This window comes from Nocardia testacea NBRC 100365 (genome assembly GCF_000308775.1).
GTDB classification, from domain to species: domain Bacteria; phylum Actinomycetota; class Actinomycetes; order Mycobacteriales; family Mycobacteriaceae; genus Nocardia; species Nocardia testacea.
Genome location: NZ_BAGJ01000245.1, coordinates 1 through 12,296, shown reverse-complemented (window position 1 = coordinate 12,296; position 12,296 = coordinate 1). Strand labels below are relative to the sequence as shown.

General features: G+C 69.8%; 10 protein-coding genes. 6 read left to right on the top strand and 4 right to left on the bottom strand.

What is annotated here, in order from left to right; genetic code table 11:
- Together ON38_RS26195 and ON38_RS26190 are read left to right on the top strand one after the other, a co-directional pair.
- The coding region (locus tag ON38_RS26195; RefSeq protein ID WP_039827681.1) for a phosphopantetheine-binding protein at nt 1–615 on the top strand (615 nt) is incomplete at its 5' end.
- A gap of 74 nt (nt 616–689) precedes the next feature.
- On the top strand, nt 690–2,303 hold the full coding sequence (locus ON38_RS26190) for a PfaD family polyunsaturated fatty acid/polyketide biosynthesis protein (protein ID WP_051165192.1): 1,614 nt from the start codon (nt 690–692) through the stop codon (nt 2,301–2,303).
- A gap of 13 nt (nt 2,304–2,316) precedes the next feature.
- On the opposite strand, the gene ON38_RS26185 is transcribed toward ON38_RS26190, so the two are convergent.
- The 4 genes from ON38_RS26185 to ON38_RS26170 form a co-directional block, all read right to left on the bottom strand.
- Nucleotides 2,317–2,763, bottom strand: coding sequence for an SgcJ/EcaC family oxidoreductase (locus tag ON38_RS26185; protein WP_039827680.1), 447 nt, complete (start codon nt 2,761–2,763; stop codon nt 2,317–2,319).
- A 66-nt stretch (nt 2,764–2,829) separates the two neighbouring features.
- Entirely contained in the window at nt 2,830–3,372 is a 543-nt protein-coding gene (locus tag ON38_RS26180) for a YaeQ family protein (protein ID WP_039827678.1), read from the bottom strand.
- 329 nt (nt 3,373–3,701) lie between these two features.
- Entirely contained in the window at nt 3,702–4,364 is a 663-nt protein-coding gene (locus ON38_RS26175) for an MspA family porin (RefSeq protein WP_039827677.1), read from the bottom strand.
- Between the two features lie 66 nt (nt 4,365–4,430).
- Nucleotides 4,431–5,075, bottom strand: coding sequence for an MspA family porin (locus ON38_RS26170; RefSeq protein ID WP_039827685.1), 645 nt, complete (start codon nt 5,073–5,075; stop codon nt 4,431–4,433).
- A 636-nt stretch (nt 5,076–5,711) separates the two neighbouring features.
- Here ON38_RS26170 and ON38_RS26165 point away from each other — a divergent pair.
- The 4 genes from ON38_RS26165 to ON38_RS26150 form a co-directional block, all read left to right on the top strand.
- Nucleotides 5,712–6,680, top strand: a complete 969-nt coding sequence (locus ON38_RS26165) for a FecCD family ABC transporter permease (RefSeq protein ID WP_039827684.1) — start codon at nt 5,712–5,714, stop codon at nt 6,678–6,680.
- Nucleotides 6,677–7,756: a FecCD family ABC transporter permease gene (locus tag ON38_RS26160; protein ID WP_245564213.1), complete on the top strand. Its 1,080-nt coding sequence runs from the start codon at nt 6,677–6,679 to the stop codon at nt 7,754–7,756. The genes ON38_RS26165 and ON38_RS26160 overlap by 4 nt, the downstream gene beginning before the upstream one ends.
- Before the next feature lie 7 nt (nt 7,757–7,763).
- Entirely contained in the window at nt 7,764–8,612 is an 849-nt protein-coding gene (locus ON38_RS26155) for an ABC transporter ATP-binding protein (RefSeq protein ID WP_039827676.1), read from the top strand.
- Nucleotides 8,613–8,763: 151 nt separating this feature from the next.
- Nucleotides 8,764–12,296, top strand: a 3,533-nt coding sequence (locus ON38_RS26150; RefSeq protein ID WP_169333299.1) for a non-ribosomal peptide synthetase, incomplete at its 3' end; no start/stop codon positions are given.

Sequence of the window (12,296 nt, the reverse complement as noted above, 5' to 3'; positions counted from 1 at the left end):
GCCGTCCTCGGTGCGCTGGTCGCGGCGCCGCGGGTCCGGCGGGAGACCGGGCCCGCGGCGCCGGGATCCGGCGGCACCGGGACCGCGCTGGCCGCTCGGCTGAGCGCGGTGCCGGAGGAACAGCGCGATCGGGTGGTGCTGGAGGTGGTGCGCGAGCACGCCGCGGGGGTGCTCGGTTATCCGGACGCCGCCGCACTCGATCCCGAAACACCTTTCCAGGAACTGGGATTCGATTCGCTCGCCGCGGTGGAACTGCGCAACCGTCTGGCCGAAGCGGCGGGCGTCACGCTGCCCTACGCGCTGGTCTTCAACTATCCGACCGCGGTCGCGGTGGCGGGCATGCTGCGGTCGCTGGTGGAGGAGGCGGCGGCCGCCGCCACCGAGGAGCCCTCGAACGGGTCGGCGGTGGACGATCAGCTCGCCGCGCTGCGGTCCCTGCTCGCGACCCTGCCCTCCGACCAGGACAGGTCACGGCTGGCCGAGGGCCTACGTGCCCTGCTGGCCGAGTCCCTGCCCGAACCGGAAACCGAGACCGGTGTCGACCAGGCCGCGGTCGAGCAGGCCAGTGCCGAAGAGCTGTTCGCCCTGATCGACCAGCAGCTCACCGCGGAATGAACCGCGGGTGCGGACGGTATGGCCGTCCGCACCCGCCGATAGCCGCATTTATTCTCCGACCGAAGGATTCGCCGATGTCTGCCCCGTACGCCACCCCGGTCATGCCCGCGCCGCGCGAGGCCCACGATCTGTACCTGCGCGACCCGGAGGTGGTGGGTGGTGCCGCCGCGGAACTGCTGGACGATATAGGCCGCCGGCTGTTCGTCGTGGCGGACACCGAGCCGCTACCGGCGGCGGGCGGAACACTGGTGCCCGCCGCCGACGCGGCGGCCGGTGATCTCCCGGTGCTCGGGGTGGTGGAACCCTGCGGCACGGGCACCCTCGGTTCGGTGGCGTTCCGGCGCGCGTACGGGGTGCGGCTGGCATATGTGGTCGGCGAGATGGCCCGCGGGATCGCCTCCGCCGAAATGGTCGCCGCCGCGGCGCGATCGGGGATCCTGTCCTTCTTCGGCACCGGCGGGCTGAGTCTCGCCCGGGTGGAACGGACGGTGGCCGAGTTGGCGCGGGAGCTGGACGGTCTCCCCTGGGGAGCGAATCTGCTGCACAATCCCGGCGAACCCGAACTCGAGGAGGCCACCGCCGCGCTGCTGCTCGAACACCGGGTGCCGGCCGTCTCGGCATCCGCCTTCATGGGGCTCACCCCGGCCGTGGTGCGTTGCGCGGCAGCCGGTTTGCACCGTGGGCCGGACGGCAGTGTCCAGCGCGCCACCAAGATCATGGCCAAGGTGTCGCGGCCCGAGGTCGCGCGATTGTTCCTCGCCCCCGCCCCGGAGAAGATCCTGCGCACGCTGGTGACGGCCGGGCAATTGACCCCCGCCGAGGCCGAGCTCGCCGCCCTGGTGCCGGTGGCCGAGGACATCACGGTGGAGGGCGACAGCGGCGGTCATACCGACGGCCGCCCGCTGCTGGCGCTGCTGCCGCGGATGATCGCCCTGCGCGACGAGGCCGCCCGGCAGTACGGCTACGACCGGCGGGTCCGGCTCGGTGCCGCTGGCGGCCTGGGCACTCCCGAGGCGGTCGCCGCGGCCTTCGCCCTGGGCGCGGACTATGTGCTGACCGGTTCGATCAATCAGCTCGCACCGGAAGCGGACCTGTCCGAGGCGGCGAAATCCCTGCTCGCGGCCGCCGATATCGCCGACTTCACCACGGCGCCCGCCGCCGATATGTTCGAGATCGGCGCCCGCGTGCAGGTGCTCAAGAAGGGGAGCCGTTTCTGGACCCGCGCCCAGTGGCTCTACGACCGCTACACCACTCATTCCGGTCTGGACGAACTGAGCCCGGCCGATACGAAGAAGCTCGAGACCGAGATCTTCGGCGCCACCGTCGACGAGATATGGGCGCGGACCCGGGATTTCTGGCAGGACCGCGATCCGAAACAGCTCGCCCGCGCCGAGCGGGACCGCCGGCACCGGATGGCCCTGTGCTTCCGCTGGTATCTCGGTATGTCCACCCGCTGGGCCACCGAGGGCGAGACCGAGCGCCGCGGTGACTTCCAGCTGTGGTGCGGCCCGGCGATGGGCGCGTTCAACCGCTGGACGGGCCCGGATATCGGCGCTCCGGGCGTGGTCGAGATCGCGGATAACCTGATGCGTGGCGCGGCCGCCCTGACCCGACGGGACGCGGCCGTCCGGCTCGGCGTCGATCGGGTGTTCCCGCCGGTGCGCTACCGGGCCGGAGGCGGGCAGTGACGAGCGCGGCGGGTCATCGCGCCTCGGTGGTGGTTCGCTCGGGGGAGAAGTCGTCCAGGCCGTTCGCCCGGGTGTTGTGCGCGGCCCGGATGCGCCACTCGCCCTCGTGACGAACCAGGACGAGGGTGATGAATCCGTGCCGGTCCTCGGCGGTGTCCGCGCCGGGCAGTACATGGCCCGGCCAGCGCCACCGGGTGTGCACGAGCGCGACCCCCGGGGCCAGTTCGTCGATCGCCACGATCTCCTGGGTGTAGTCGCGCTTCTGCGCGATCACCGACTCCGGTACGTCCAGATGGCCCCGGACGTTCGCCTCGCGGGACCGCCACCAGATCCCACGGTGGGTGATGAAATCCGCGTCCTCGGTGAAATACGTTCCCCATTCCCGCATTTCGTGGCGCACCCACAGCGCGGTGTGGGCGGCCAGGGTGGCTCGGATATTCCGCTCGTCTTCGGTATGCATACCGCCACTGTGAAACCTCAACGTTTATTGAAGTCAAGTCGCCGGTTCGCTCTCCGGTCCGCGGGCTCAGCCGAGTCGCTGTTCGGCGATCGGGGTGGCGAGCGAAGTGCCGTTGAGTTCGAGATAGAGCTGGCCTTCGGTCACCGAGACCGTCGCGGTGCTGCGGCGTGCGAGGGCCGCCGCGGCGGCCTCGACGAAGGCTCGGTCGAAGGAGACGAGCGGGATGTGCTCGGCGCGATGGATCCGTTTGCCGGTGAGCTGCGCCAGCACCTTGACGGGGTCGCGATGGGTGTACACCGCGACCCTCCCGGCCAGTTTGCTGCCGCGATGCACGCGGTCGGAATCGGGGGCGCCGACCTCTATCCAGGCGGTGATCCGGCCGGTGAGATCGCGGACCAGTACCGCCGGTTCGTCGGTGGACGAGACGCCGCCGTCGCTGAAGCCGATGCCGTCGGTGTATTCGAGGCAGTAGGCCAGCAGCCGGGTGACCAGGAACTCCGTGGTTTCCGAGGGATGGCGGGCCATCCGCAACTCCAGCTCCTGGTAGACGCCCCGATCGATATCGGACAGGTGCAGGGTGACGGTGTACAGAGTCGCGCCGATGGCCATAGGACGGTCAGCCTAGCGAACGCCGCCGGGCGACCTCCCGTGGCCGGTCCGCGCACGGCCGGAGCGGGGGCGAGGGAGCATGACCGCGCGGAGCCGGGGTGCCGGTGCAGGCGCCGGGAATGCTCCGGCCGGTCCGAAGGTTCTTGTGCAGTGTCACAAATACGCCGGAAACCGCACGTCTCGTGAAGGGACGGTGTCGTGCCCTCGGCTGTGCCGGATCGAAGGGTCGCGAAGGTACTCTCTCGCGGGCGGTGCGAGGCGCGCGCACAGCGGTAGCCCCGGCCACCGGGCCGGGGCTACCGTCGTCGAGCGGATCCGCGGGAGCCGGATCAGCCGAGGCTGAAGGGCTGACCCCAGACGCGGAACTCGGAGATGCCCTGATCGGTGGTCGTTTCGACGCGGACGAAGGCACGGGCCTGGGCGTAACCGGCGCAGCCGTTGAGACCGATGGTGGAATCGGTCCAGGTCACCGAGCCGTTGGGGCCGGTGAACTTGTTGGCGAAGGTGTGGCCCTCGTCGCCGTAGACGTCCGGCTTCTCGATATCGAGCAGCAGGAACGAGGTGGCCTGGCCCGGGCCGAGGGTCAGGTTGGCGCCGGAGCTGAGGCTGCCGGTCACCTTGTCACCGGAGGAGGTCACACCGGCGCCACCGTTGCCGGCGCCGCCACTGATATCGACCTGGCAGCCCACGACATAGCCGGGGGTGATCTTGGTGCCCTTGTGCGGACCGTGCACCTCGACCTGTGCGCTACCCGAGACCCAGGCGTTGCGGTGCAGCGGGGTCGAACCCATCGACGGGTTGATCAGCGCCGACTCGTTCGCGATGCGGGCGGTGATGTTCAGGCCGTTGGGCAGGGTGTGGTTCAGCTCGGCACCCGGCAGCGGCACGAAGGTGTCGGCAGCGGCCGCGCCGGTGGAGAACAGGCCGACCGCGGCGACGGCCGCGGCCGTCACGCTGGCGGCCCGTACGACGCTTTTCTTGATTACAGACATGACAGTTTCCCTCTCGGAAGAGAATTCCGTTCAGCGACGGATTTGATCGACCAGATACGACGTGCGTCAGCCGATGCTGAACGGAGCTCCGTACAGGGTGGTCTTCGAATAATGGTCGCCGATGATTTCGACGACGGCGTAGGAACGGGCCTGCGCGTATCCGGCGCATCCTTCGATATTGATTTCGACGTCTTTGTAGTCGACCCAGTACACGCCGGGCTTCGGAATATCGACGCCTTCGACGTTGACGAATTTGACCTCACCCGGGCCGAGCTTGATGCCGAGCGAACCGCTGGCACCCAGGCTGGAGGTGCTCACGCTGGCCGATACGCCGGCCGAGATGGCGTCGTCGGCGATGCTGACCTGGCAGCCGACGATGTACCCGGCGCTGACGCGGGACGTGCCGTGCGTGGACGAGTTGTTGGTGCCGGGGGCGTTGGTCGGGCCCTTCCAGGGGCCCGGGGTGCCCTCCGGGGTCTGGCTGACGTCGGCGAAGACGCGGCCGCTCAGCCAGGCGACCCGGCCGGCGCCGTTCGCCGACAGCGACGGCGAGATGAGCGCGCTCTCGTCGACACGGCTCAGTTTGACGCCGGGACCGAGTTTTTCGCCGCCGGGGAGCGGCACAAAGGTGTCGGCACTCGCCATACCTCCGGCGACGCCCAGTACCGCCGCCGTCATCGCCGCGGTGGCAGCAATCGACTTGATATTCATCGTGATTCCCTCATGGTTTTGCGAATTGTCGCCGTATTTCGGCCGGACGGTGCCGTCCGGCGAAAAGGGCAGCAGTGATCCCCGGGCCTGTAGGCGCACGCGCGTAGGCCGCGGTTCGGGGGTATTACTGCGCAAATCGCAGGTGAAATCCGGGGGTTACGAAAAACCCACCGGTGGTGTCGGATCGTCTTCCTGGGCGATCAGGTGACGAATGGCTGCGTCATCTATCCCTCATCCCTGTCTATCTTCTTACAACCCGGCCGGGTCGGCCGGAAACTGTGCGGCGAGGGGGAAGGCAGGCGCACGGGCGTCAGCAGCGTCGGAGTCCACATCCCTCACACCTCTCGCTCGTGCGTCGTTGCGCCGGACGGCCGCGCACCCCGTTCGGGGTGGGCGCCGTTCGCGGACACCGTGGGTGCGGTGTCGGCGCAGTCTGTTGTCAGCCCGTCTGTAGTTAGGTTAGCCTTCGCTCACTATAAAGCCTTGTTAACGTTTTTTGTGAGCGATGACAGTGGCCTACATCACACGGACCGGAAGGGACGATTCGATGCACAGAAGTTGTGACACCGCCTCATGACTGCCGGTTCGTCCTATGAATACCACACATATGTGGGTGTCCGCAGGTGGTCTGGATGGTTGCTGGGAGCAATATTTCTGGTAATCGCCTGCTTACTGAGCCTCGGGGTCGGGGTGGCGCATATTCCGATCACGGAAATCATTAGTGCACTGTGGGAGCCCGATGGATCCCCGGATGACCTGGTCATCAGCGAATACCGCCTACCCCGTACGCTGCTCGGATTGCTCGCCGGTAGCGCGCTGGGGGTCGCGGGCTGCCTGATGCAGGGCCTGACCCGCAACCCACTCGCCGATCCGGGCCTGCTCGGTATCAACGCGGGCGCCGCGTTCGCCATCGCGGTCGCCGTCGCCTACCTGGGCGCCGACGGAATCGCCTCCTATGTCTGGTTCGGGTTCGCGGGTGCCGCGGTAGTGTCGGTGGCGGTGTATCGGCTGGGGACCGTCGGGCGCGGCGGGACCGATCCGATTCGGCTCACCCTGGCCGGTGTCGCGGTGACCGCCGTGCTCACCGGTGTCACCAAGGGGCTGATCCTGCTGAATTCCACTGCCTTCGACAAGATGCGGCAGTGGGATGCCGGTGCGCTGACCGGTCGCGGCTACGACGTCCTGGCCGGCGCCACGCCCTTCATCGTGGCCGGGATGATCCTGGCCTTCGTCGCCGCCCGCTCGCTCAATGCGGTGGCGCTGGGCGACGATCTGGCCCGCGCACTGGGCGTGCACGTGACCCGGACCCGGGCCTGTACCGCGCTGGCGCTGATCCTGCTCTGCGGCACCGCGACCGCCGCGGTCGGCCCGATCACCTTCGTGGGCCTGGCGGTGCCACATATCGCACGCTGGATCGTCGGCCCCGACCACCGCTGGATCGTGGCCTATTCCCTGGTGCTGGCGCCCGCGCTGGTGCTCTTCGCGGACGTGGTCGGCCGCATCGCCATCCCGCCCGACGAATTGTCCGCCGGTGTGGTGACGGCGTTCCTGGGCGCCCCGGTGCTGATCTGGCTCGCCCGTCGCTCGGAGATGAGGCAGTCGTGACCACCGTGCGTAAACCGCCGCGTCTCGGCACCGCCTCGGCCATCGATTTCGGCCGGTCGGTCCGGGTGCTGCGCCTGCGCGGTGCCACCACCCGATTCGGGATGCGCGGCCTCGTGGTGACGGTCCTGCTGCTGGTCGCCGCCTGTGTGGTGGCGCTGCTGGCCCTGGGCACCGGTGATTTCGCGATTCCGCCGGACCGGGTGGTGCGGGCGCTACTCGGTAACGGGGTGGGCGGCGACGAGCTGGTCGTGCGGGAATGGCGGATGCCCCGGGTGCTCATGGCGCTGGTGCTCGGCGCGGCACTCGGGATCAGTGGCGCGATCCTGCAGTCGGTCACCCGGAATCCGCTGGGCAGCCCGGATATCGTCGGGTTCAACTCCGGCGCCTACACCGGCGCGCTGCTGGTGCTGCTCTCCGGTGGCGGCTACTACGCCACCGCCGCCGGTGCGGTGGGCGGTGGTCTGCTCACCGCGCTCGCGATCTTCCTGCTGGCCTTCCAGCGCAACGTCAAGGGTTTCCGGCTGATCATCGTCGGTATCGGCGTCGGCGCGATGCTGGCCGCGGTCAACACCTGGCTCATCCTGCGCGCCGACCTCGACGAGGCGATGTCGGCCGCCGCCTGGGGCGTCGGGACCCTCGACGGGCTCACCTGGGACGAGATCGTGCCGGCCCTCGTGGTGCTGGCGATCCTGGCCGTCGTGGTGGTTCCGGCGGCCTACCGGTTGCAGGTGCTGGAGCTGGGCGACGACGCGGCGCAGGCACTCGGGATCCGGGTCGGGCGGGCGCGTCTGACGCTGACCGTGCTCAGCGTCGCGTTCACCGCGGTGGGCACCGCGGTGGCGGGCCCGATCGCGTTCGTCGCCCTGGCGGCACCGCAACTGGGCCGGCGCCTGGCGCGGACCCCGACGACCGCGGTGCTGCCGGCCGCGGCGATGGGCGCGCTGCTGCTGGTGGTCTGCGACTGGATCTCGCGCCGGGCGTTCGCGCCGACCACCGTGCCGGTCGGGGTGGTGACCGCGTCGATCGGTGGCGCCTATCTGGCCTATCTGCTGGTGGCCGAGGCTCGACGGAACTGAGGGAATCATGGTGGACGAGAAATCCGAGCACAGCGCCGCCGAGGTGACCGGCGGCGGGCCGGCCAGATTACGCGCCGATCGGTTGCGACTGGGCTACCGCAGCCGGGTCATCAGCGACGAACTGACCGTCGACATCCCCGACGGCACCTTCACCGTCATCATCGGCCCGAACGCCTGTGGGAAATCCACGCTGCTGCGGGCGCTGTCGCGACTGCTGGCGCCCGAATCCGGGGCGGTACTGCTCGACGGGAAACAGATCGGCAGCTATCCGGCCAAAGAGGTCGCCCGGCGGATCGGTCTGCTGCCACAGACCTCGACCGCGCCGGAGGGGATCCGGGTCGCCGATCTGGTGGCCCGGGGCCGGTACCCGCATCAGTCGCTGATCCGGCAGTGGTCGCGGCGCGACGAGGAGGCCGTCGCGGCGGCCATGGCCGCGACCGGGGTGGCCGAACTGTCCGGACGGCTGGTGGACGAACTGTCCGGGGGGCAGCGGCAGCGGGTGTGGATCGCCATGGTGCTCGCGCAGGAGACGCCGATCGTGCTGCTGGACGAACCGACGACTTTTCTCGATATCGCCCACCAGATCCAGTTGCTGGATCTGTGCCGCCGGTTGAACCGGGAGACCGGGCGGACGGTGGTCGCGGTGCTGCACGATCTGAACCACGCCTTCCGGTATGCCGATCATCTGATCGCCATGCGGGACGGGGCGGTGGTGGCGGCCGGGGCGCCGCGCGAGATCGTCACCGCCGAACTCGTGCAGCGTGTTTTCGACCTGGGTTGCCGGGTGATCGACGACCCCGAAACCGGGGCGCCGCTGGTGGTTCCGCTGGCCGACAACGCGGTGCACGCCGGCTGAGAACGACAAACCGGACAGGGTCTGCTACACGATAGATGTTTTACTTCAGTAAAGGTTAGGCTAACCTCAACTGTGGATGTGTGCCGTGCCGGTCGATAGAGGGACCGGTATCGCACCGCACCGAATGTGGTTCACAGCGAAGGGAGTTGCCGTGCCGGCGGCAGAGCAGAATGCCTCGAAGGCCAGCGATCCCGGATTACCGCTCACCGGCCCGCAGCTGGGCATATGGAACGCCCAGCTGTTCGATCCGGAGTCGGGGCGCTATCTGGTCGGTGAGGTCCTCGAGCTCTCCGGCGACGGCCCCATCGACGTCGAGGCATTGGCCGAGGCGATCCGCCGCACGGTGGCGGAAGCGGAGAACATGCGGCTGCGTTTCCGCGATACCGCGGCCGGCCCACGGCAATACGTCTGTGACGAACCCGCCGTATTGCAACCGCTGATCGATCTGCGCGGCGCGGCGGAACCGTATTCGCTCGCCCACGAGGCGGTGGCACTGGAACGTCACCGGGCGGCCCAGCGGTGCCGCGGCATGGTGGACCGGCGGTTGTACAACTACACGCTGATCCGGCTCACCGACACCGAGGTCTGGTGTGTGCAGCTGTACCACCACCTGATCGTCGACGGCTACAGCGCGGCGCTGCTGTCGCGCCGGGTCGCCGCGCACTACACCGCGCTGCGCCGGCAGGTCGAACCGCCCGCGGCGACCTTCGGCACCATCGCCGAACTGGTCGCCGACGAACAGAACTATCGCGACAGCGAACAGTTCACCGAGGACCAGCGTTACTGGCGCGAACAGCTCAGCCCCGCACCCCCGCTCGACGGTCGCGGGACCGCGCTCGGCGGCGCGGTGGAACGTACCATCCGCGCGGAGGCGATCCTGCCGGTGGAAACGCTGGAGCGGCTGCGCCATTGCACCGAGCGCTACCGGATCACCTGGGCCGACGGTCTGATCGCCTGCTACGCCGCCTATGTGCAGCGGCTGCTGGGTAATTCCGATGTCGTGCTCTCGATGCTGATGATGGGCCGGGTCGGCCGGGTCGCGCTGAGCACCCCGGCGATGGCGGTCAATGTGCTGCCGTTGCGGCTGACCGTGCACGCCCACGACACCGTCGGCGAACTCGGCGTGCGGGTCGCCGAGACGCTGCGCGAGATGCGCAGGCACCAGCGCTACAGCGGTGCCGATCTGGCCCGCGACCTGAGCGGTTTCGGGGCGGGTGAACTGCTGCACGGAATCGGCATGAACCTCAAGGTTTTCGATTTCGCCCTCGACTTCGACGGCGCCAAGGGTCTGCTGCGCAACGTCGCCGGCGGCCCGCCGGAGGATCTCGGGCTGGTGGTGACCCCGCTCCCCGACAAATCGGTGCTGCTCGGTTTCGAATGCGATGCCCGGACCAACGATCCCGAGACCGCCTATCGCCGCGTGGCGGGGCTGGTGCGGGTGATCGAGGCGTTCACCGAACTGGACAAGGTGGCCGTCGGGGCCCTGGAACTGATCGACCGCGCCGACCGCGACCGCCTGCTGGCCGTGCGCGGCGGCCCGCCGGTCGCCGGCACCGCAGAACCGGTGCCCGCCGCGCTGGACCGGATGGTCGCGGCCTACGCCGGCACCACGGTCCTGGTCAGCGGGACACAGCGCTACACCGCCGGGGAACTCGGTGAGCGCGTGTACCGGCTGGCCCGCTACCTGCGGGACCGGGGCGTGACCCCGGGCCGGCTCGTCGGTGTCGCGCTGCCGCGGACCGCCGATCTCGTGATCGCGCTGCTGGCGGTGTGGCGCGCGGGCGGTACGTATCTGCCGCTGGATCCGGAACATCCGGTGCCCCGGTTGCAGACCATGATCGACGACGCGGAACCGGTCCTCATGCTCACCGACAGCGCCCTGGCCGGCGCGTTCACCGGTGTGACAGTGGTGGCGCTCGACAGCGACCCGGTGCGCACGGCGCTGCCCGACTATCCGGGCACACCGCCGACCGCGGCCGAGATCGGGACCGTCCGGGGCGATCACCCCGCCTATGTGCTCTACACCTCCGGTTCCACCGGCACGCCGAAAGGTGTGGTGATCGACCACACCGCGCTGGCGCAGCTGGTGGCCGGGCACCGATCCGGGATCTACGCCGACACCGTCGACCGGGCCGGGGGCCGGCGGCTGGCGGTCGCGCACACCACGTCCTTCGCCTTCGACGCGGCGCTCGATCCACTGCTGTGGTTGCTCGACGGCCATCGGATCCACCTGTACGACAGCGAGATCCGGCGCGACCCCGCGGCGCTGATGGCGGCGCTGCGGGCCGACGGTATCGAGGTGGTGGACGGGACCCCGACACTGGCCGCCGCGCTGTTCGGGCAGGGGCTGGCCGAGCTCGCGCCGCGGCTGCTCGTCCTCGGCGGCGAAGCCTGCCCGCCCGATCTGTGGCAGCAGGTGCAGCGCGCCGGGATCACCGCGGTCAATCTCTACGGCCCGACCGAGGCCACCGTCGACGCGATCGGCGCGCCGGTACGCGGCGTGGACCCGCATATCGGTGTCCCGCTGCCCGGGGTGCGCGCCTACTTGCTGGACAACGGGCTCCAGGTGGTGGCCGACGGGCAGCCCGGTGAGTTGTATCTGGCGGGCGCGGGGCTCGCACAGGGTTATCTGGGCGCGCCCGGAATCACCGCCCAGCGCTTCGTGGCCGATCCGTTCGGCCCGCCGGGAGCACGGATGTACCGCACCGGCGATCTGGCGCGCTGGGTGCCCGGCAGCGGCTATTTCTATTCCGGCCGCGCCGACGCCCAGGTGAAGATTCGCGGGCACCGGATCGAGATCGGTGAGGTGGAGGCCGCGCTCAGCGGGCTGCCCGAGGTCGCGGCGGCGGCGGCCGATATCCGGGATATAGCGGGGCGGGCGAGTCTCGTCGGTTACGTCGTCCCGGTGCGGGACGCCGGTACCGGCGCGGGTGATCTCGGGGCGCGGGTACGCAACCGGCTGGCCGAGTCGCTGCCCGATCCGATGGTCCCCACCCGCATCGTGGTGCTCGACGAATTGCCCTGGACGGTGAACGGCAAGGTCGACCGTGCCGCGCTGCCCGCCCCGGCCGAACCGTCCGGTGGCCGCGCGCCGGCCACCGCGGCCGAACGCGCGGTGGCCGAGGTCGTCGGCGAACTGCTCGGCGGCGCGACCGTCGATATCGACGACGACTTCTTCGGCGCCGGCGGTGACAGCATCACCGCCATCGGAGTCTGCACCCGGCTCCGGGAACGGGGGCTCGTCCTGGCTCCGCAGGACATGCTGACCCGCCGCAGCCTGGCCGATCTCGCCGCCTCGGCCGAAGGCGCCGACCCCACAGCGGAATTCGAGACGGCGCCGCCGCACGCCGCCGCCGTATCGATCGCGCTCCCGCCGGACGACGCCGCCGAATTGTCCGCCGCGTACGGGCCGGTCGCCGATGTGCTGCCGCTCTCCCCGTTGCAGGAGGGGCTGCTCTTCCACGCCCTACGCGACGGCGCGGCCGATGTCTACACGCTCACCGCCCGTTTCGAACTGGCCGGACCGCTGGACCCGGGCCGGCTGGGCGCGGCGTTCACGACGGTGCTGGGGCGGCATCCGAACCTGGGCGCGGCGTTCCGCTACGAGCAGTTCGACCGACCGGTGCAGGTGATCCCGCGGTCGCCGCGGGTGGCCTGGCAGGTGGCGGATCTGCGCGACCGCGT

Coding starts and splice junctions, on each gene's coding strand:
- ON38_RS26170 (WP_039827685.1), bottom strand. CDS start 5,075: ATGAATATCAAGTCGATTGCTGCCACCGCGGCGATGACGGCGGCGGTA.
- ON38_RS26190 (WP_051165192.1), top strand. CDS start 690: ATGTCTGCCCCGTACGCCACCCCGGTCATGCCCGCGCCGCGCGAGGCC.
- ON38_RS26175 (WP_039827677.1), bottom strand. CDS start 4,364: ATGTCTGTAATCAAGAAAAGCGTCGTACGGGCCGCCAGCGTGACGGCC.
- ON38_RS26155 (WP_039827676.1), top strand. CDS start 7,764: ATGGTGGACGAGAAATCCGAGCACAGCGCCGCCGAGGTGACCGGCGGC.
- ON38_RS26180 (WP_039827678.1), bottom strand. CDS start 3,372: ATGGCCATCGGCGCGACTCTGTACACCGTCACCCTGCACCTGTCCGAT.
- ON38_RS26185 (WP_039827680.1), bottom strand. CDS start 2,763: ATGCATACCGAAGACGAGCGGAATATCCGAGCCACCCTGGCCGCCCAC.